Annotated in this window: 19 protein-coding genes; 6 read left to right on the forward strand and 13 right to left on the reverse strand. The window is 65.0% G+C overall.

All coding sequences use genetic code 11. The features are described 5' to 3' along the window. Positions 1-53 precede the first annotated feature (53 nt). The 8 genes from BGRAMDRAFT_RS26955 to BGRAMDRAFT_RS26990 form a co-directional block, all read right to left on the reverse strand. Positions 54-1220, reverse strand: a complete 1167-nt coding sequence (locus BGRAMDRAFT_RS26955) for a sigma-54-dependent Fis family transcriptional regulator (RefSeq protein ID WP_006052057.1) — start codon at positions 1218-1220, stop codon at positions 54-56. A 256-nt stretch (positions 1221-1476) separates the two neighbouring features. Then, on the reverse strand, positions 1477-3261 hold the full coding sequence (locus tag BGRAMDRAFT_RS26960) for a methyl-accepting chemotaxis protein (protein ID WP_006052058.1): 1785 nt from the start codon (positions 3259-3261) through the stop codon (positions 1477-1479). Between the two features lie 84 nt (positions 3262-3345). Next, positions 3346-4044, reverse strand: a complete 699-nt coding sequence (locus tag BGRAMDRAFT_RS26965) for a PqiC family protein (protein ID WP_006052059.1) — start codon at positions 4042-4044, stop codon at positions 3346-3348. Next, positions 4041-5669: a PqiB family protein gene (locus BGRAMDRAFT_RS26970; protein ID WP_006052060.1), complete on the reverse strand. Its 1629-nt coding sequence runs from the start codon at positions 5667-5669 to the stop codon at positions 4041-4043. Before BGRAMDRAFT_RS26970 ends, BGRAMDRAFT_RS26965 begins: the two co-directional genes overlap by 4 nt. After that, a complete protein-coding gene (locus BGRAMDRAFT_RS26975) occupies positions 5662-6342 on the reverse strand; it encodes a paraquat-inducible protein A (RefSeq protein ID WP_006052061.1) in 681 nt (226 codons plus the stop codon). Before BGRAMDRAFT_RS26975 ends, BGRAMDRAFT_RS26970 begins: the two co-directional genes overlap by 8 nt. Further along, on the reverse strand, positions 6339-7037 hold the full coding sequence (locus tag BGRAMDRAFT_RS26980) for a paraquat-inducible protein A (protein WP_006052062.1): 699 nt from the start codon (positions 7035-7037) through the stop codon (positions 6339-6341). Before BGRAMDRAFT_RS26980 ends, BGRAMDRAFT_RS26975 begins: the two co-directional genes overlap by 4 nt. A 26-nt stretch (positions 7038-7063) precedes the next feature. Beyond that, positions 7064-8008 carry a DUF2950 domain-containing protein gene (locus BGRAMDRAFT_RS26985; RefSeq protein WP_006052063.1) on the reverse strand — a complete coding sequence of 315 codons (945 nt, stop codon included), beginning with the start codon at positions 8006-8008 and terminating at the stop codon, positions 7064-7066. 20 nt (positions 8009-8028) lie between these two features. Continuing rightward, complete coding sequence (locus BGRAMDRAFT_RS26990; RefSeq protein WP_006052064.1) at positions 8029-9354, reverse strand: DUF3300 domain-containing protein; 1326 nt, start codon at positions 9352-9354, stop codon at positions 8029-8031. Positions 9355-9939: 585 nt separating this feature from the next. Here BGRAMDRAFT_RS26990 and BGRAMDRAFT_RS26995 point away from each other — a divergent pair. Beyond that, complete coding sequence (locus BGRAMDRAFT_RS26995; RefSeq protein ID WP_006052065.1) at positions 9940-10389, forward strand: YMGG-like glycine zipper-containing protein; 450 nt, start codon at positions 9940-9942, stop codon at positions 10387-10389. A gap of 71 nt (positions 10390-10460) precedes the next feature. On the opposite strand, the gene BGRAMDRAFT_RS27000 is transcribed toward BGRAMDRAFT_RS26995, so the two are convergent. Beyond that, the gene (locus BGRAMDRAFT_RS27000) at positions 10461-12473 is read right to left on the reverse strand and encodes a bifunctional DedA family/phosphatase PAP2 family protein (RefSeq protein WP_006052066.1); all 2013 of its coding nucleotides are present in this window, start codon (positions 12471-12473) and stop codon (positions 10461-10463) included. A gap of 311 nt (positions 12474-12784) precedes the next feature. Then, complete coding sequence (locus tag BGRAMDRAFT_RS27005; protein WP_006052067.1) at positions 12785-13537, reverse strand: glycine zipper 2TM domain-containing protein; 753 nt, start codon at positions 13535-13537, stop codon at positions 12785-12787. 233 nt (positions 13538-13770) lie between these two features. Between BGRAMDRAFT_RS27005 and BGRAMDRAFT_RS27010 the strand changes: the two genes are divergently transcribed. Both BGRAMDRAFT_RS27010 and BGRAMDRAFT_RS27015 read left to right on the forward strand, forming a co-directional pair. Further along, positions 13771-14112: a hypothetical protein gene (locus BGRAMDRAFT_RS27010; RefSeq protein WP_006052068.1), complete on the forward strand. Its 342-nt coding sequence runs from the start codon at positions 13771-13773 to the stop codon at positions 14110-14112. Between the two features lie 89 nt (positions 14113-14201). Next, the gene (locus BGRAMDRAFT_RS27015; protein WP_006052069.1) at positions 14202-14678 is read left to right on the forward strand and encodes an OsmC family protein; all 477 of its coding nucleotides are present in this window, start codon (positions 14202-14204) and stop codon (positions 14676-14678) included. Positions 14679-14715: 37 nt separating this feature from the next. On the opposite strand, the gene BGRAMDRAFT_RS27020 is transcribed toward BGRAMDRAFT_RS27015, so the two are convergent. Both BGRAMDRAFT_RS27020 and BGRAMDRAFT_RS27025 read right to left on the reverse strand, forming a co-directional pair. Then, entirely contained in the window at positions 14716-14958 is a 243-nt protein-coding gene (locus tag BGRAMDRAFT_RS27020; RefSeq protein WP_006052070.1) for a hypothetical protein, read from the reverse strand. 111 nt (positions 14959-15069) lie between these two features. After that, a complete protein-coding gene (locus BGRAMDRAFT_RS27025; RefSeq protein WP_006052071.1) occupies positions 15070-15537 on the reverse strand; it encodes an Lrp/AsnC family transcriptional regulator in 468 nt (155 codons plus the stop codon). Positions 15538-15692: 155 nt separating this feature from the next. Here BGRAMDRAFT_RS27025 and BGRAMDRAFT_RS27030 point away from each other — a divergent pair, with 155 nt between their 5' ends. After that, positions 15693-16358: a LysE family translocator gene (locus BGRAMDRAFT_RS27030; protein ID WP_006052072.1), complete on the forward strand. Its 666-nt coding sequence runs from the start codon at positions 15693-15695 to the stop codon at positions 16356-16358. A gap of 159 nt (positions 16359-16517) precedes the next feature. On the opposite strand, the gene BGRAMDRAFT_RS27035 is transcribed toward BGRAMDRAFT_RS27030, so the two are convergent. After that, entirely contained in the window at positions 16518-17027 is a 510-nt protein-coding gene (locus BGRAMDRAFT_RS27035; protein WP_006052073.1) for a DUF1993 domain-containing protein, read from the reverse strand. Between the two features lie 312 nt (positions 17028-17339). On the opposite strand from BGRAMDRAFT_RS27035, the gene BGRAMDRAFT_RS27040 reads away from it, so the two are divergent. Next, complete coding sequence (locus tag BGRAMDRAFT_RS27040) at positions 17340-18899, forward strand: S53 family peptidase (RefSeq protein ID WP_006052074.1); 1560 nt, start codon at positions 17340-17342, stop codon at positions 18897-18899. Between the two features lie 91 nt (positions 18900-18990). Then, positions 18991-20643: a S10 family peptidase gene (locus BGRAMDRAFT_RS27045; protein ID WP_006052075.1), complete on the forward strand. Its 1653-nt coding sequence runs from the start codon at positions 18991-18993 to the stop codon at positions 20641-20643. The last annotated feature ends 54 nt before the right edge of the window (positions 20644-20697 follow it).

Here is a 20697-nt window from a genome sequence, read left to right on the forward strand (position 1 = left end):
ACTTCAGAGAGAACGCGGGTTCTATGCCCGCTAAGGGAATCTGTGCAGCGCCGCTAGCACTTGTGCGGCGGCAGAATATGCAGCTTCGCGATGCGTCGATACAAAGTCGCGCGCGATATGCCGAGTGCTTGCGCGGCCAGGTCCGTGCGCCACTTGGCGTCGTTCATCGCGTCGACGATGCGCCTGCGCTCGAGCGCTTCGCTCTCCGACATGAGTGGCATATCGTGCGGCGCGGCGTTTGCGTTGTTGGTGCTTGTGTCGGGCGATGCGGCGTGCGTGCGTCGGGAGATTCGCGCGGCGGCCGGTGCGCGCACACGCGCATAGAGCGGCGAGCCGGTATCGTTGAGCCTCAACGAAACGAGACCGCGGCTTGTCTTGGCGTCGAACAGACGCTCGGGCGGAACGTCGAAGATCTCCGACACATGGCGCGGCAACTGATTGAGCACCGGCAGACATTCGCGCGCGCGCCGGTTCGCGGCGACGGCGTGGCCGCGTGCGTCGATGGCAATCAGAATCTCGGGCTGCGCCTCGACGTAATGGCGGTTGCGATGTGCGAGCAGTACCCAGCAATCCGTTGCGGCATTCAGGAAGTAAGCGTCCTCGATCAGCAGCGCGCTTTGCCGCACGATGTGATTGACGAGCCGCTGGCTTTCGCGATCGTCGGGCGAACGTACGGCCGATGCATCGAGCACGCCGAGCAGTTCGCCGTGCAAACCGAAAATCGGCGACGCGCTGCACGTGAGCGTGGTGAAGGCCGCGCGAAAATGATCGCTGCGATGAACGGTAATCGGCTCCGCGTCGAGCAGCACGGTCGCGACGCCGCACGTGCCTTCCTCGCTTTCGGACCAGCATGAGCCGAGATAGAGTCCAGCGCGCTTGAAGTCGTGGCGGCGGTCCTTGTCGACGCGATAGTCGATCGTCACGCCTTTCGCGTCGGTGAGCATCACGCAGTAGTCCGCTTCGCGCACCATCTCGTGCAGCCGCGACAAACACTGGCCCGACGCGCGCAGAAACGATTCCTCGCGATGCTGCACGTCGCGCAATTCGGGCACCGTCAGAATGCGCGGCCCGGCGGTCGCGCCGGGATCGAGATGGTATTGCTCGAGCGAGCGCCTATACGACGAGGCAAGCCGTTTGCCGTCTGCGCCCGGACGCTGGGTTCGTCCTTCTATGACGTTGCATATGCGGTCGATATGTCTCGTGGACGGAACGTAGGGCATGACGAGCCTCCGGGCGAACTCAGCGCGAACTGGGTGCTGGAGACATTCTGCGCTACACCGCACCGCGTGTCTCCGAAGCCTGAAACGTACGGTACGTTTGTAGCACGCGCGAATCGGGAGATCACACTGCAGTGCACCATCGGGGGCGGTGAGAATTTTTTCTCAAGGGCGAAGACGCACGCGACATGGCGCGTGCGCTGGCTTGCTGCAACAAAAACCGGCGCTCGTGCGCCGGTTCTTGCGGGAAGGGACGGACTTAGAACGTTTCCCAGTTTTCCGCGCCGGCGGTCTGGAGTTCGCGTTCCTTGAAGTGCGAGGACGATGAAGACGACGAGGAAGACGCCGGCAACGCCTTGCGCGCCGTGGCGCTAATAGCCTTCGACTTCGCCCCCGGCACAGCCGCCTTTTTCGGCGGCGTGGCGCCGCGCGCGGACCTGGCTACACCGGTGCGCATTGCCCCTTGTCCACTATGCCCGGCCGCATCCACTTGGAAAACCGATACCGCCGAGCGCAGGCTTTCGGCCTGATCCGCCATGGCCTGCGCGGCGGCGGTTGCCTGCTCGACGAGCGCCGCGTTTTGCTGAGTGACTTCGTCCATCTGCGTGACGGCCACGTTGACCTGCTCGATGCCCTTCGTTTGCTCCGACGACGCCGACGCGATCTCGCCCATGATGTCGGTCACCTGCTGCACCGAGCGCACGACTTCGCTCATCGTCTGACCTGCGTTTTCGACGAGTTGCGAGCCGCTCGCCACATGCGACGCGGAGGCTTCGATCAGTTCCTTGATCTCCTTCGCCGCGGTCGCACTGCGCTGGGCGAGCGTGCGGACTTCGCCCGCGACGACCGCGAAGCCGCGGCCGTCTTCGCCTGCCCGAGCGGCTTCGACCGCTGCGTTCAGTGCGAGGATATTGGTCTGGAATGCAATTGCTTCGATCACCGAAATGATTTCGGTCACCTTCGTCGAACTCGATGAAATGTCGCGCATGGTCGACACGACCTGGTGAACCACTTCGCCGCCGGATGCCGCGGTCGTGGAAGCCGCCGCCGCGAGCGTGCTGCCCTGACGCGCGTTGTCGGTGTTATTGCGCACCGTCGACGTCAATTCTTCCATGCTCGCCGCGGTCTGCTGGAGCGACGCGGCCTGTTCCTCGGTGCGTTGCGACAGGTCCTGGTTGCCTTGCGCAATCTCGCCGGCCGCCACCGAGATCGATTCCGCCGACGTCTTGATGCCCGACACGATCGCGGTGAGCTTCTCGCGCATTGCTTCGAGCGATGCCATCAGACTGCTCCGGTCGCCGGCTGCAACCTGCACGCGCACGGTCAGGTTGCCTTCGGCGATCTGCGCGGCCATTTCCTGCGCGGCGCGCGGCTCGCCGCCCAACTGCCGCAGAATGCTGCGCGAGATGAGCGCGGCAGTCGCCACGCCCAGCAGGAATGCGATCGCGGCAATGACCGAGATCATGGTGCGGACCGTCGAGTAAGTCGCGAAGGCGCTGAGCTGCGCTTCCTTGTTCTGCTCATCTTCGACGCGCGCGAGTTCCGTCGCGCGGGCAAGCCATGCTCGCTGCGGCGGCCGCGCGTTTTGCAGCAGCTCCTGCGTCGCGAGCGCGGCGTTCTGCGACAGTGCGAGATCCATCGCCTTGCGCAACGGCGGCATCGCCGCGGCTTCGTCCTGCTTGAGCTGTTCGATCAGCGAGCGCTCCACCGAAGTCGTGGCCGGCTCCTGCGCGAACAGGCGAGTGAGTTGCTGGTAGGCCTCCGCATAATTCTGATCCTGCTTCTTGATGCGGTCCGCTTCCTGCGCAAGGTCGCGCGGCTCGGTGATCAACGCCAGGTTGCGTATCGCGATGGCGCGATCCTGAATCGACGCGCGCAATTCGTTCGCGAGACGGGTCTCCTCGTTATTCACGCGGGCAATACCGTCGAGACTATCGTTCAGCTCGGACAAGCCGAACAGCGCGATGCCGGCCAGCACGAGAAGCAACGCCGTCAGCAGGCCGAAGCCGGTTTGCAGGCGCGTGGAGACCTTCATGTTTTTCATTTCCGTTCCTGTATCCAGAAGAGGCGTACATCTGGTTTACGTCTGCCTGCCGGAATACTGAAGGGTGTTTGTAATTGAAGGTTTTCATTGCGCGGGGCAAGGTGGCGCGGTTTGCCCACGCACGAGGCGATGGGCACGCGCTGCGGCGTCGAGCGCTCGGATGCCGTCGGCGACATTGGCGGCAATCTGCTGAAGCGCTTGCCGATGGCCGGCCACGAGCGCGTCGTTGCCCGCGCCGACCGGCTCGCTGACGACGCTGCGGCACGTCAGCACCGCTTCCTCGGACAACGCCCGCACGCTCCACACCGCGTCGATCAGCGCATGCGAGCCCGGCCACGATTCGAAGCGCTGCACACTCAATTTCACGCGATAAACCGACACGCCGGCCGGGCGCGGAGAACGCGAGACGTCGATCGCATCGAGCTGTTGCGCGAGTTGCTGCGAGAGCGCGAGACGGATTTCGTCGGCGGGCAACGACGCCCAACGGGCTTGCTCGAGCACGTCCACGCGAGTCGCGCTGGTCTGCACGACGAGCGCCGACCGCGCGACTTGCGCGGGCACGTCGACGGCCGCGACGTCGATCATCAGCAGAGGCGGCGCGGCGCTGCGCACTTCGCTCGATGCGAGCCCGCCGGCGAGCGTATAAAAGCGGCTCGGCGGCGACGAACAGGCACTGAGCGCGCCGAGTGCGACGAGTGCCACCGATGCCACCGATGCGATCAATGCCGCGCACGGCGCGAGCGCGGCAAACCCGGCGAGCGGACGACGCGAATAGCGGCTCATGGCTTGTCCTCCGATTTGCCGCGCACGAGCGATTCCGGATGACGCTCCAGATAATCGGCCAACGCGTTCAGCGATTGCAGCGTGCGCGTCAGTTCCTGCAACGCCTGATGCATGTCGGCCTGCACCGGCGAATCCTGCCTGAGCGTGGCCTCTGCGGAACCGAAAGTCTGCTTCGCCGCCGCGAGCGTGTCGCGCGCCTGCGGCATGATCTCGGTGCTCAACTGCGTGAATAGCTTGTCGGCGTTTTTCAGCGAGTTGTTCAGATTCGTGCCGATCTGATCGAAGGGCATGCGCTCCAGCTTCTTCGCGATCTCGGCGACCTGCGTTTGCAATGCGTCGAGCGAGTTTGGAATGGTCGGCAGTTCGAGCGGATCGCGCGCGGGATCGAAGCTCACGGGCGCGGCCTTCGGGAAAATATCGAGCGCCACATATAACTGACCCGTCAGCAGGTTGCCGGTGCGCAATTGTCCGCGCAGCCCGCGCTCGACGAGATGTTGCAGCAGCCGCTGATTTTCCACCGTCCCGGCTTTGGGGACCTCCGTGCCGTGCACCCGGCGCCTCAGCCGGTCGGGATACAGTTCCAGCGTGACGGGCATCGTGAAGCTGCGCGTCTTGGGATCGTAGTCGACGCCGATGTCCGTGACCTGGCCGAGCACGATGCCGCGGAAGTCGACCACCGCGCCCACCGACAATCCGCGCAGCGACTGGTTGAACTTCATCACGGTACGCACGGGCGTCGTGTCCGGCGCGCGCATTGCATCGGCTTCGTCGGACGCGAGATGGAAGCTCGAGTAGTCCGCGGCCTGCGGCCCCGGCGTCTGGCCCGGCGGCGCGCGGAACGACAGACCGCCGATCAGGATCGACGTAAGCGACTGCGTGTTCACGACAAAGCCGTTCGAATCGAGCCGCACATTGACGCCGCTTGCATGCCACCAGCGCGAATTCGTGCCGACGTACTGATCGTACGGCGCTGCCACGAATACCTGCATCGTCACGCCCGTGCCGTCCTTATCGAGCGAAAGGGCGTACACCTGGCCGACCTGCACGCGCCGGTAAAAAATCGGCGAGCCAATGTCGATCGAGCCGAGCGAATCGCCGTGCAGCGTAAAGCGCCGGCCTTTCTGATCGCCGGTGACGGGCGGAGGCGCCTCGAGCCCGACGAACTCGCTGCGCGCCTCTTTCGAGCGGCCCGCGTCCACGCCGATATACGCTCCCGAGAGCAGCGTGCCGATGCCGGTTACGCCGCTCGCGCCGATTCGCGGACGCACCACCCAGAAGCGCGTGTCCTTCACCGCGAAGTCGTCGGCCTGGTTGCTCAATTGCACCGCCACCTGCACCTGCGAATGATCCTTCGACAGCGTGATGCTCTTCACCGAGCCGATCACGACGTCCTTGTACTTGACCTGCGTCTTGCCCGGCTCGAGACCTTCCGCGTTGTTGAAACTGATGGTGACCGCGGGGCCGCGTTCGGTGATCGACTTCACGACGAGCGCGATGCCGATGAGCGCCGCGATCAGCGGCACCACCCAGACGAGAGAGGGCAGCCAGCCGCGGCGCGGCTCGATGCCGGGATCGGGCGCGTCCGGCAGATCGCGCGGCGCGGCGGGGCCTTGCGGGCTATTCATGAGGCGGCTCCGTAACGGGGCGGGACATCGGCGGGCTGCCGCCTTCGAGGTTGTCCCAGATCAGTCGCGGGTCGAATTGCATCGACGCCAACATTGTCAGTATCACTACGCAACCGAACGCGAGCGCGCCGGGACCGGCCGTGATGACGGCAAACGATTCGAAGCGCACGAGTGCGACGGTCAGCGTGATCACGAACACGTCGAGCATCGACCAGCGGCCGATGCGCTCGACAAGCCGGAACAGCTTCACGCGCTCCATCGGACGCCATGCCGAGCGGCGTTGCGCAGTGGCGGCGAGCAGCACGAGCACGCCGAGCTTGAGCATCGGCACGAGAATGCTCGCGACGAATACGACGATGGCTAGCGGCCACGACCCCGAGGTCCAGAAATAGATGACGCCGCTGATGATCGTGTCGTCTTCCGAGCCGACCAGCGACGACGTATGCATGACCGGCAGCAGATTGGCCGGGATATACAGAATCGCGGCCGAAATCAGCAGCGCCCACGTGCGTGCGAGGCTGTTGGGATTGCGCCGATGCAGGGCCGCGCCGCAACGCGGGCAAGACTGCGCGGTGTGAGCGGCGTGAGCGGCATGAGCGGTTGCGCGTCGCGCGACGCGTCCGCATGCGTGGCAGGTGAGGAGCCCCGCTTTCGATGCGGTGAGTGTGTTCATCGCGTGACCCGGTGTTTGTGCCACGGACCGCGCGGAGCCGCGACCGGCAGCCAGTTGCCGCGCGTGCGTCCTGGCTGCGCTGCGCGGCGCGCGCGGATGTCGTCTGCGAAGTCCCAGAGCGTGCGCGGATCGAACATGACGACGAGCACCAGCATCAACGTGAGTGCGCCGAAGGCGAACAGCGCCGCGCCTGGCACCACGCGCGCGAGGCTCACCATCTTTACGATCGTGACCAGCACGCCGAGCATGAATACTTCGATCATGCCCCACGGCCGCACGAACTGAATGGCGCGCAGCACGCGATTAAAGCCTGGCGGCACGTAGCCCTGGCGAATGGAAGTCAGCACATATAGCAGCGCGGCCAGTTCGGTCAGCGGGAACAGCACCGTCGAGCAGAACACCATGGCCGCGACCAGTTGCATGTCCTCGTTCCATAGCGCGACGAGTGCGCCGAACAGGCTCGTGTGCGAAGTAATGCCGCCCGTTTCGAGTTCGAGGAGCGGCGTGCCGAGCGCGATCACGAACGTGAACAGCGACGCGAGCGTCAGCGCGCAAATGCCGTCGAGGTTCGTCGACATGCCGCGATACAGGATCGCGCCGCAGCGCAGGCAATGCGCGGACGACTTTCCGCGCAACCGGCGCTTGCGGAACAGCGCGTCGCACTCGTGGCAGGCAACCAGGTTTTCTTCGTTCATACGGGCATCGGCGTCGGTATCGGCATTCACGGCGCTACCGGTTCCCACGACGGATCAGGATCGAACGATCGGAGCGCCGCCGCTTTTCTTGCCGACTGCGGCCCGAGGTTCTTCTGATAAACCTGGCCATCCTGATTAACGATGAAACTCATCACGCCGGTCTTGCCATATTCGGCGGGCCACGCAACGAGGCCATAGCCCTTCGTCAGCGTGCCGTTCTCCGCATAGTCGAGCGCGCCGCCCTTCGCGTGCGAACCCTGCGCGCTCAGAATGCGAAAGCGATAACCGTGATAGCCCTCCTTGCTGACCGATCCGGTGTTCGGCATCGCGGCTGCGAGTGGACCGAGCGGACTTTCCGCCTCGCCGGGAGCGGTGGGCCAATAGAGGCCGTCGTGTTGACCCGGTGTGCTGAGGAGGCGCTGCGCGTAATGGCCGGCCGATGCGCGATAGTCGCGCTGCGCATCGAGATAGGCAAGCGACGTCATGATCGCCGCGCGTTCGTTGCGGCCGATCCTGCGCGTGAGGATTTCATCGCTGCCCGCCGCGGGATCGAAACGCCAGCCGCTTGACGCCTGCACGAGCGGAATCGGCAGCGTCCAGCCGCCGGTGCCGACCGACAGATGCTTGCTTGGGCGGCCATGAAGCGGCGCGGCGTCGTCGACGATGCGATGGCCCGCGGCCCACGCGCCGAGGAATTCGTAGATGTCCTCGTCGCCGACGTCCTTCGACGGAATGAAGCGGTCGTAGTGCTGGCCGAGCACGTGCTGCATGGCCGCGTGGTCGTTGATGGCGAGCGCGTCGGCGAATGCATCGGCGGCGGCTTCCGGTGTCGGATAGACGGCTTGCGCATGCGCCGGTGCCGCGCAGACGAGTAGCGACGAGATCGCAATCGTCGTGTGAGCAAGATGGCGCGACAGCGGCACTGCGGTGAATCTCGCGAGACAAGCGCGAATCGATTGAATGTGGTTCATGAGCGGCTCCTGGGTATCGTTCAACGTTGCCGGCCGAGGTGGCGTTGTCCACCGCCGCCCGCGCCGAAGCCGCCGCGTTCGTGTCCACCGCCGCCTGCACCGAAGCCGCCGCGTTCCTGTCCGCCGCCGCCTGCGCCGAGTCCGCCGCGCTCCTGTCCGCCGCCGCCTGCGCCGAGTCCGCCGCGTTCCTGTCCACCACCGCCTGCACCGAGGCCGTTGTGCGAGCCGGCTTGCGCCTGGCGGCTTGCTTGGCCGCGCTCGATGTCCTGCCGTGCGGCCGGGCCGTTGCCCGCGCCGCGCAGCGCGTTGTCGCGATTGACGTTCTGCGCGCTCGCCCGAATGTTGCCGGCGTTTGTGCCGCCATGCTGAATGCCTTGCAGACGCTCGCTCGCGCTGCCGCCGAGATTTTGACCAGTGCGGTTCTGCAGCGCCTGCTGCGCTTGTGCGCGTGACGTGGAGACGTCGCGCCCGCGGTAAGCGTCGCGCTGCACGCCGCCGCCGAGATTCGCCGATGCGTTCCGGTTGAACGTCGTGTCGCGATTCCATCGCGTGGTGTTGCTGTTCACGTCGAGGCGCCGGTTCACGTTGATGTTGTTGTATCGGTTCACGTTGATGTTGACGTTGTGGTTGTTCCAGTTGACGTCGCTCCACAACGCGCTCGTGATCGCGATGCCCACGCCGAACGCGAGACCCGCGGCGAGCCCGCTTGCGACCGCATAGCCGGGCGGCGGCGGCACATACACGGGCGGATAGGCAGGGTAGGGCCACACGCCGTACACCACCGTCGGGTTATACGTCGGCACATAAACGACCTGCGGATTGACCGGCACGATCTGAATCGTGCTCTGTTCGACGATGACCTTCTGCTGTTCGGTCGTCTTCAGATTGCCGGCTGTTTGCGCCTGTTTGCGCAGACGTTGCACGGAGTCCATCACGTCGTTCGGCTGCGCGAGAAACGCGTTGCCGAGTTGCGCGACCCAGTCGGGCTTCGACGCCATCGTGGCGAGCACCTGTGGAAACGCCACTAGCGATTGCACGCTCGGGTCCCACGGTTCTGCGGCGACGGCTCTGACCGCGTCGTCGCCCTTGCTGTTCGGATTCGCCTTCGACCATGCCGCCGCGGACGTGACTTCCTGCGGAAAGGTCGTGGCCATCAGCACCTGGGCGAGCAATGCGTCGGGATAGAGCGCGATCGGCGCGGTCAGCGAATCGAGTTGCTGACTGGATATCTTCGCCGAGGTTTGCGCGTGGGCCGCGGGAGTCGCGACATCGAGCATGACCGGCAAGCCGGCCAGTATGGCAATCGCGATTAGCGTTGCCCCCTGGATTGCGCTTGAGCGTTTCACGATGGAATCTCCGTGTGTCGAAGTTGCATGTCTCGTTGTGATGTGGATGAGGGCGGGCTCGTGGTGCGCGCTCGTGCTTGCACATGAATCGACGGGCGCGGCGTGACGAACATTGGACTGCGAAACGCGGGAATGGAATGGGCGTGTGCGGCAAGCGTGTCAGGCATTCGTGTCGGTATATCCCCGTTTCAATGGCGAGATTATTAGCTCTATTCCATATGGAATTGCAATGCTCGAGCCAAATAAATTCGGGTTGAACTTGGCGAAAGGATGATCTATGAACGCCGTATTGAACGAGCACTTCGAGTGGTTAATGCCAGTTCGAAAAAACGTAGGCATTCTAAGCATAGCCTTGCATTTGCTAATGGATTTTTCTATCTTCCAAGCTGGAAGAATCATTCGGTGAAGAGAATCGTAGCGCATGAATCGGTGCGCACGGTGTTAAGCAAAGCTGTTCACGTTTAGCTGCATTGCTCTCGGCTGCCGCGAGCCTGCCAGGTAAGATGCGTTGAGCTGTGCGCCTCGCAGACTGCCCTCGTTCAGCAGATGCATGAGCCGTCAGTGTTCCTCACTAGAAGGTTTCAAATGAAGCGATTCGCCGCATTGATTCTGGCAAGCGCGAGCGCGCTTGCTTATGCCCAGAAACCGGCAACCTATCCCGCGCATGGACAAAGCCAACAGCAGCAGATGTCGGATGACGGCGCGTGCTATGCCTGGGCGAAGCAAAGCACCGGCATCGATCCGGCTGTCGTCGCGCAGACGCCCGCGCCACCAGCGGGCCCGACCGGCGCGCGCGTCAGAGGGGCGGCGCGAGGCGCGGCCGCGGGTGCGATCGTCGGGGACGTGAGCGGCAATGATGCGGGACACGGCGCCGCGGTGGGCGCGACCGCGGGCGTGCTCGCCGGCGGAGTGCGCAGCCGTCAGCAGCATGCGGCGCAGGCGCAGTCCGCTACAGCGTCGCAGCAATCTTCGATGACGACTTATTGGCATGCATACGGCGCGTGCATGCAAGGCAAGGGCTACACGGTGCAATAGCGATAGCGGGCAACGGGCGACAGGCTCGCATCGCGATTTCATCGCATCTCATCCGCGCGGCCTGACGCCGATCATTCTCCCGCAGCGGCGAGCAGCGATACGGGCACGCCGCGGCAGCTCACTGTCGCTAGTACCGCGACGCCTTCTTTACCATTGAGCTTCACGCCTGTCTCGTCCCGAGATAACTGCCTGTCGACGCGCACGAGGTTAAGCGGCCACGATGCACGCGACAACCGTTCATGCGCAACGGAGCCGATCCACAGCGGCACGGCGGACGTGCCGTTATCGACCGCATAGCCGCTCGGCCAGAAGCGCAGCACGTCGCGTCGATTGCGCGTGTCGCCGGGACGCATGAACACGAGCGACGACGGCACGCCGTTGTTCAGCTTCGGCAACACGGGCAACGCGGTCGCGGGCACATCGGGCGAGGCGAGCGAAAGCAGGCTATGCACGGAGAGCGTCGTGCCCTCGATCCATCCCTGCTCGCGCAATTGCCGGCGCAGCGTATCGCCGTCGGACACCCATTGCAGCGTAAGCGGCTCCTTGCGGTCGCCGCCCATATCCGAGCGATAACAAGGCAGTTGCTTCCACACCGAATCCGTCCATTGCTGCTGCGTCACATGCGTGAGCGGCAGCGGCACCAGCGTCAGGCCGCCCGCCGGCGCGCCGCTTATGCCGACGCCGGACTGGACGCCCACGCTCGCGAGCACCGTCACGAGCATGACGGCCGGCATCCAGCGGCGCGCGGGCGGCGGCTGCGGATGCCGCAATATCGCGGTGAGCGCGACAATCGCCACCCACACATAGGCGAGCGCCGCGCCGCCGATCGCGTCCGACACCCAGTAGCGGCCGAAGTACACGCCCGCCAGCGCGACGACGATGACGACAAGCGTGCTCGCGGTGACGACGAGCAGACCCTCGAGCATGCCGACCCGCCGCGCGAGCAGGAACGCAAGAAAGCCATACACGATGACGGTCGCCGCCACGTGATTGCTCGGGAATACGTAGGCGTCGGTCATCAGCGCGTTCGGCGCGGCGCGCTGCATCGCGAGTTGCAACGCGAAGATCAGCAGCTGCGAAAACAGCACGGCCGCGAGCCAGTAGCCGACGGTGCGCCAGCGCCGCTCCCATGCCATCCACAGCGCGACGGCGACGATCAGCGCGGCGAGCGTGCCGGTGCTGCCGAGCGTCGCGAGGCCGGCGAGCAGCGAGTCGCCCCACGGCGTGCGCACCGATTGCATGAAGCGATAGACGGACTGGTCGACGTGTGTGAGCGGGTCGCCGCTGATCACGTCTTCGAGGATGCCGAAGAACAGTGCGCCGCATATGAGCACGATCAGCGACGCCGCGAGAATGCTGGTCGCATCCGGCGCTTCGGGATCGAGCAGTCTGCGCGCGACGCGGCCGACCGGCCCCGGATGACGGCAAGCCCAACTGCCCAGATGGCGACCGGCCGCATTCGACCATGCGTGAGCGTGCGACAGCAGGAACGCCGCCGCGCGATAGCTGAGCCAGATGCTCGCGACGAGCAGCGCGAGAATCACGACGAGCCGGAACGACACCGCGCCGGCAAGCAGCACCGACGCGCCGAACACGACGCCCGGCAGGATATGCGCGGGCGCCCACAGCAGCGCGGACAGCACGTTCATCGCGTAAAAGCGCACGGGCGACATGCCGAGCATGCCGGCGACGACCGGCACGATTGCGCGCAACGGTCCGGCGAAGCGCGCGAGCACGACGCTCTTCGCGCCATGCTTGCCGAAGAAGCGGTAGCCGGCTTCCAGCACTTCGGGATGACGGGAGAACGGCCAGAGCTTGACGATGCGGCTCTTGTAGCGGCTGCCGATCCAGAAGCTGAGGCCGTCGCCGGCGATGGCGCCCGCGATCGCCCACGCGAGCACCCAGCCGAGGCTCAGCGAGCCGGTGCCTGTGAGCGCGCCCGCGAGAAACATCGCGGTGCTGCCGGGAACGAATGTGCCGATGACGGCAACCGATTCGAGAAAGGCCGCGAGGAATACGACCGTGAGCAGCCATTCCGGATGACCGGCCAGCAGGTGCAGGAGGTGGACGTACGCTTGCTCCATCGTGCGCGATCAGCCGTTTGGGCCGTTTGGGCGTGACGGTCGATCATAACGCGCGCGGAGGGTTTGTATCGTCGGCGGTGGCGTGCGGTGGGTGTGCGGTGGGGTTTGGGCGGGGTGCGGCCGGTGCGTGCCCGATGATGCTGGGGGTGCCGATCGCTACAAACCGTGGCCGCGGGTGCCGGTCATGCCCGCGGGTGCGCGTCCATGCCATTAGTGCGTGCTTGCCAGTGCCGGTCGTCCTGGTTTCTGCACGCGCTTTCCTCACGCCCCGGCACGCGCGAGGAAAGCTCGTCAAACGCTAAGCGTCACGCTCACGAAGCCGAAAGCTGGTCGCCCGAAACATGCACGCGTTCGCCGACCTGGACCGGCGGCTGCGTCTGATAGTCGAAGTTGCGGTAGCTGCCGTCCTGCATGCGCACCTGGACCTGATAGCTCGTCTGCTTGCGCACCGCATGCTCGATGCCGTTGCCCGCCAGCCCGCCGCCGACAGCGCCCGCGATCGTCGTCAGGATCTTGCCGCGTCCGCCGCCGATCTGATTGCCGACAAGCCCGCCCGCGACCGCGCCGCCGAGTGCGCCGAGGCCGGTCGTCGGCTCGGGCGACTGCACGGTGTTGATCGCGACCACTTCGCCGGCGTACGGATCGGCGGGAACCGGGCGTGTCGCGGGTTCGTTGGCCGTCTGGTAGCCGTTGTTGTTCGCGTAGCGGGGCGCAGCCGCGCCGCCGCTATGCGTGCGATGCACCGGCGGTTTGGCGGGCGCAGCATGCTGTGCCGGCTCCTGCGCCGTTTGCGCGGCGGGCTGCTGCACGTTTTGCGGCACGGCCTGCTGCGCCGTTTGCTGTGCAATCGACGGCTGCTGCGCGTTGAGCGTGCCGCTCGCGCTTTGCGCGGCGAGCGCCGCGGGCGAAACCGCGGGTTCGGTCACTGCATGCGACGTGGGCAGCAAGCCGGTCATCGCGGCGATCCCCGTCGCGCTTGCGACGATGACGGCCACCGCTGCGCCGGCGATCAACGGATGGATACGGCTGCGCGGTGAAGTGCTGGTCGTGACGTTCGTGTTCATTGCGGTCTCCGCGGGTAGGTGCCTGCAATAACGGTTGCGCGACGCGTCCGGTGCACGTTCCGCCTGCGCTGCTTTGTAAGGATTTGTACGACTTTGCACAGCGGCAGGCGGTCCGAGGCGAAACGCGGACATAAGCTGTTACGAGCGTGAACGAAGCAGGCCGCGGTTCGTCATACAGGTTGAGCGGCGCGTTATCGCGCGCAGTCGAACGGACGGAATGACGGAGTGGAGCAATGAAAATCGTAATGGGCCGTATGGCAGCAACAGTGGTGATCGCGGCGTCCCTGTGCGGCGCGGTCGGAACGGCGTGCGCGCAGTCGGGCGGCACGCGCGCGGTGCCGTCTACCGGAAACGTGGCTGGCGGCGGCGGAACGGTCGGCTCGACGCTCACGCCTTCGCCGGGACTTGCGACGCCAGGCGGCTCTATTGGCACAGGCCTGAGCGCAGGCGGCGTCGGCACGGGTCTGAACTCAGGCCACGTCCCTAACACGATGCGAGCGAACGGCACGAGCCTGAATCAGAACCCCGATCCGCGAGTGCCGAGTCTCAGCGGCAGGCCGGCGGCGCCGCGCTAGATCGACGCGCGCGAGCGGTGGTTTGCAGCGCATAAGCGGCTTTAAAATGAACGCTTCATCCACCGGTTCACCGATCAGAGGAAGCGCGCATGGCATACGGCGAGCACAACTACCAGGTCTCCGTTCAATGGACGGGCAATCGCGGCAGCGGCACATCCGGCTATCGTGACTACAGCCGCGACCACGTGATCGCTTCGGGAAGCAAGCCGGACATTCCGGGCTCGTCCGACGCCGCGTTTCTCGGCGACGCAAAGCGATGGAACCCCGAGGATTTGCTGGTCGCGGCGGCCTCGGCGTGTCACAAGCTGTGGTATCTGCACCTTTGCTCGGACGCGGGCATTGTCGTCGTCGACTATCGCGACGACGCCGAAGGGACCATGCTCGACAGTCCGCAGCAGGGCCGCTTTTCGCAGATCGTGCTGCGTCCGCGCGTGGTGATTCAGGCGGGCGGCAACGCCGAACTGGCGCAGCAGCTGCACCACACGGCGCATGAGAAGTGCTATATCGCGAACTCGGTCAATTTTCCGATTCTTTGCGAGCCGGCGATCGAAACGCGTGCGGGCTGAGCACTGACGCGCGCCTTTACCGGACGTTCAACGCGCTTTACCGATTGCCGTCGAGCAGGTCGCCCAGCAGTTCGTCGAAGGCGGCCTGGGCGTCTTCGAGTTCCTGCAGCGCGGCGTCGAAAGTTTGCAGCGCGAATTGCGAGGGATTGCCGCTGCCGGCCGGCGGAAACTGCGATTGCAACGAAGCGAACGCGGTCTTGACCCGCTGGGTCGCCGTCAATACGCGCTCCATTGCGGCGGCTTCTTCCGCTCGCGCTTTCTCGTGATCGATGTTGTCCATGAAAACTCCGTGTTCGCCGACGCGTTGCCGGCGTCAGATTGATGCCACCTGCGATGCGCCGTTGATGCAACGCGCACCGCCTGAAAAGGCGTGACTATGCCACGTTCGCACTCACGATAGCGGCAAGCCGCTGTCCGCCTTCACCTCGCGCAACGATAGCGCCGATTCCACCGACGTCACGCCAGGCAGGCTGCGCATCTGGTCGCGCATGAAAGTGCCGTAGTCGTCGAGATCGCGCGCGACCACTTGCAGGATATAGTCCGCGCTGCCCGACACGTTGTGGCACGCGATGATGCGCGGTATCGCCTGCACCTCGCGCTCGAAGCGGTTGGCGAGATTCTTGTCGTGCACGGCAAAGCGCACGAGAACGAACGCGACCACGCCGAAGCCGAGCGCCGGACGCGCGAGCACGGCGCGATAGTGGCCGATGTAGCCTTCGTTTTCCAGGCGCTTGAGCCGCCGCGCGCAAGGCGTCTCGCTCAGCCCGACGAGTTCGGCGAGCTTCGCATTCGACATGCGGCCGTCTTTTTGCAGCGCCGCGAGAATCGCGCGGTCGGTCTTGTCGAGATCGGTTGTCATGGTCGGGCGGCCGATGTTTTGTGCTAGAGGAAAGCTGATGTAGATGACGCGATGTTAGCGTATTCCACCAAACGTCACGCCACCGCGCCGGAAATTCGCCAACGAACCCTCCATCGACGATAGCAAGATAGAGCCATCGAATCCACGAGGCTCTCATGATTTCCGCACATCTTCTCGCCGTCTATATCGCCGCACTGCTGGTCGTCTACGCGGTGCCTGGCCCGGACATGGCGCTGATCCTGCAAACCAGTATTGGGCGCGGCGTGCGCAGCGGTTTCGCGGCGGCTTGCGGGCTCGGCGTCGCACGCGCGACGCATGTCACGCTGTCCGCTTGCGGCGCGGCCGCGCTGCTTCGCAACGCGCCGTGGCTATACGACGTCGTGCGCTATGGCGGCGCGGTTTATCTCGCCTGGGTCGGCATCCAGATTTTTCGCTCGCCGGTGTTCGCGTTGCCCGAGGGCGGCGCCGCGCGCGACGGGACCGGCGGCGTGCAGCAGCAGGCTTCGGAGGCGGGCATGCCGCAGTTGCGGGCTTCGTTCGTCAAGGGCTTGCTGACCAACCTGCTGAATCCGAAGGCGCTGCTGTTCTGTTCGGTGCTGCTGCCGCAGTTCGTGCGTCCCGAAGCGGGACCGGTCGCGTTGCAGATGATGGAGCTGGGTTCGGTGCTGCTCGCCGTCGGCTTCTGCTTCGACCTGGCGTACGCAGTCGGCGCCGCGCGGATCGCCCAATGGATGCGCGCGCATCCGCTTGCACAAACGCTGCAGCGCTGGACTTTTTCGGCGGCGCTGATCGGCTTCGCGGTGCGGCTGTCGCTCGATTGACGCGGCTTTGGCGGACGCCTGCGAGTTAACGCTGCGCTCGCGGCTCGTGTCGTGCGCCGACAGCCTGCGTGCCGATGCTACGACCCACAGCCGGCGTCTCGATGACGCCGGCCGGCGCGGCCGATCACTGAACTTCAGCCGCGCGCACAAGGCCGGCTCTTACTTCAGCCCGCCCAGATAGTCGAGCTTGCCGAGCTCCACACCGTTATGACGCAAGATGTCGTACGCGGTCGTCACGTGGAAGAAAAAGTTCGGCAGCACAAATCCCAGCAGATACGACTGACCGGTGAACTCGATTGGTCCGCTGCGCATTTTCAATGTGATCGCGCGCTCTTCCGATCCGTCGATCTGCTGCGGGGTGAATTCCTTCAGATAGTCGATCGTCTTTTGAAGGCGAGCGTGCAGTTCGTCGAAAGTCTGTTCGACGTCTTCGTACTTGGGCGCTTCGACATCCGCAAGCCGCGCCGCGCAGCCCTTCGCGGTATCGCTCGCGATATACACCTGACGCGTGAGCGGCAACATGTCCGGCGCGAGGCGGGCGTTCGTGAACACCGCAGGTTCGATCTGCTTTTGCGCGGCGTGCGCCTGAGCTTTGCCGAGGATGCCTTGCAGATTGGTGAGGCCGCGAATCAGCACGGGCAGTGATGCTTGATACATCGAGATTGACATGGAGTTCCTCTGATTCTTCGATCTTGCGCGCGGACGCGCGAGGCAATGCAATGTAACGGCTAAACGGCCGCTGCAGCATCATAGCCGAGCGCCGCGGACCATGCATCGGACGCCGCGGCGCCTGGCCATTCGGCCGACTGCCGCTCGGACTGGAACTGTGTTCGAATGCATTGGTCCGAAGGTTTGCGAAGTCCCGCATGCCGCGCTTCGCATGCAGCACCTTCCAATAGCTGTCGTCGGGCGTTGAGTGGATGGGCGCGTGCGCCGGTCCGTCTCGCATCCGGCGCCGTCATGCCAAGAGGAGAGTCGCACATGGCCACCAAGCATCCGCTGCCCGGAAGCGAGCGCAACGTAGAACGAGGTTCCAAACTCATCGGCGACTGCGATCCATCGGAGAAGATCGAGGTCTTCGTGATGCTGCGCCGTCAGCAGCAGGCGCAGTTCGACGCGCTGATGAGCCGGATCGAAGCCGGCGACCCGAACGTGAAGCCGCTGTCGCGCGAGGCGATGGCCAAAGACTACGGCGCAGCCCCCGACGACGTCGCCAAAGTCAAGGCATTTGCCGCCGCGCATGGGCTGACGGTGGTGCGCGAGGATCTGGCCGCGCGCTCGGTGCTGCTGTCGGGCACTGTCGCGCAGTTCCAGAGCGCGTTCGAAGTCAAGCTCGAAAAGTATCAGCACCATACGTCCGGCGAATTCCGCGGACGGACCGGCGCGGTCAACGTGCCGGACGATCTGCACGACGTCGTCGAGGCGGTGCTTGGGCTCGACAACCGTCCGCAGGCGCGGCCGCACTTTCGCATTCGTCCGCCGTTCAGGCCGGCTAAAACGCATCAGGCTTCGTTCACGCCGCTGCAGTTGGCGTCGCTCTACAAGTTTCCGCAGGGCGACGGCAGCGGGCAGTGCGTCGGCATCATCGAGCTGGGCGGCGGTTACGATCCGGCGGATCTGAAGTCGTACTTCGCGAGCCTCGGCGTGCCTTCGCCCACGGTGAAATCGGTCAGCGTCGACCAGGCGCGCAACGAACCGACCGGCGATCCGAACGGCCCGGACGGCGAGGTCACGCTCGACATCGAGATTGTCGGCGCCATCGTGCCGGGCGCGACGATCGCGGTGTACTTCGCGCCGAACAGCGACGCCGGTTTTATCGACGCGGTGAGCCGCGCGGTGCACGACACGGTCAACAAGCCGTCGGTGATTTCGATCAGTTGGGGCGGGCCGGAGTCGATCTGGACGAGCCAGTCGCTGAAGGCGTTCAACAGCGTGCTGCAAACCGCGGCGGCGCTCGGCGTGACGGTGTGCGCGGCGTCCGGCGACAGTGGCTCGAGCGACGGCGCCAATGGCGGCGATAACGTCGACTTTCCGGCGGCGAGCCCGTATGTGCTCGCGTGCGGCGGCACGAGCCTCACAGCGTCCGGCACGTCGATCACGCACGAGGTGGTGTGGAACGACGGACCGCAAGGCGGCGCGGGCGGCGGTGGCGTGAGCGGCGCGTTTGCGTTGCCGGCGTGGCAGGAGGGGCTTTCGGTGGCGTTGTCGGCGGGCGGCAAGAAGCCGCTCGCGAAGCGCGGCGTGCCCGATGTCGCCGGCGATGCCTCGCCGCTTACCGGCTACACGGTGCTGGTCGGCGGCACGCAAACGGTGGTGGGCGGAACGAGCGCGGTCGCGCCGCTGTGGGCCGCGCTGATTGCGCGCATCAACGCGGCGAAGGGCGCGCCGGCAGGCTTCGTGAATCCGAAGCTGTACAAGGCGGCGGGCGTGTGCAACGACATCACCCAAGGTAATAACGGCAGCTTCGCGGCGTCCAAGGGCTGGGACGCCTGCACGGGACTCGGCAGTCCCAATGGTCAGAAAGTGGCTGCCGCACTATAGTCAGCAGGTTGATCGGCGAGTTGTCTAGCGAGTCGATCGGCACGAGTCCCGCAGCACCGGCACAAGACGTGAACGTACCCATGGAGCGATCATGACAAGCACAGAGCCAGCGTCCGTTAGTCCGCAGTCGCCGCACAATTCCGAAGCGTCAGCCAGGCCGGCAGCGGCGGGCAAGCACAAGGCGGGCGACCAGCCCTTCTTCGATCCGGTCGCCTACGGCAACGGCCCCGACGATTCCGTCACCGCGACCGACGAGAACGCTGCGATCACGCATCACTCGGTCACGATAGACGGCAAAAAGATCGACTACACGGCGACGGTCGGCCATCTGGTGATCGTCGACCCGAGCAGTTCGCAGCCCGCCGCGCGGATGTTCTACGTCGCGTTCACGCAGGACAACCAGAAAGAAGAAACCCGGCCGCTCACATTCTTCTATAACGGCGGGCCCGGTTCTTCCGCGGTGTTCGTGCTGCTCGGCTCGTTCGGGCCGCGCCGCATCAGGACGTCGATGCCGAACTTCACGCCGCCCGCGCCGTACACGATCGAAGACAACCCCGACAGCCTGCTCGACAAAAGCGACCTGATTTTCGTCAACCCGGTCGGCACCGGCTATTCCGCGGCCGTCGCGCCGAAAAAGAACCGCGACTTCTGGGGCGTCGACCAGGACGCCGATTCGATCGCGCAGTTCATCAAGCGCTTTCTGACGAAGAACAATCGCTGGAATTCGCCGAAGTATCTGTTCGGCGAGTCGTACGGCACCGCGCGAAGCTGCGTGGTCGCTTACCGGTTGCACGAAGGCGGCGTCGATCTGAACGGCATCACGCTGCAATCGTCGATACTCGATTACACGCAGGCCGGCAATCCGGTCGGCGCGCTGCCCACGGCCGCCGCCGACGCGTGGTATCACAAGAAGCTCGGCATCGCGCCGCGGCCGACCGATCTCGGCGCGTTCGCCGAGGAAGTCGCGCAGTTCGCCCGCACCGATTACCTCGCGGCGTTGCGCAAATTCCCGACCACCGACGCAGCGACGGTCGAGAAGCTCGCCGAATACACCGGCATCGACAAGACGACCTTGCTTGCGTGGAGTCTCGACATAGCGTCGTACGACAGCCGCGGCAATTCGCTGTTCCTGACCACGCTGCTCAAGTCCAAGGGTCTCGTGCTGGGCGCCTACGACGGCCGCGTCACCGCCATCGGCACCGGCATTGCGGGCAAGATCGATCCGAACTCCGGCGGCAACGATCCGACGATGACGGCCGTGTCCGGCGTCTATACGACGATGTGGAACGTCTATCTGAACGAGCAGTTGAAGTACACGTCGAACTCGGCCTTCACGGATCTCAACGATCAGGCGTTCCAGTTCTGGGACTTCAGCCACATCGACCCGACCGGCGCGCAGAAGGGCGTGGACGACAAGGGCAACGTGATTCTCTACACGGCCGGCGACCTCGCGGCGGTCATGGCGCTCAATCCCGATCTGAAGGTGCTGTCGGCAAACGGCTTTTATGATTTCGTCACACCGTTCTATCAGACGGTGCTCGATTTGCAGCAAATGCCGCTGCTCAGTCAGCAGGTGCGGCAGAACTTGTCGGCGCGCTTTTATCCGTCGGGCCACATGATTTATCTCGACGGCGGCTCGCGCACCGCGCTGAAGGCGGACCTCGCGCACATGTATGACTCGACGGTGGCCAACACTGAGGCACTTAGCCGCATCCGGGCGTTGCAGGCGCGCACGGCGCAATAGCGAAAGCGCGGGGTTCCACGGCGGCTGTCGCGGTCGCCGTGGAAACTTTGTAGC

This window comes from Paraburkholderia graminis C4D1M, from assembly GCF_000172415.1.
Taxonomy (GTDB): domain Bacteria; phylum Pseudomonadota; class Gammaproteobacteria; order Burkholderiales; family Burkholderiaceae; genus Paraburkholderia; species Paraburkholderia graminis.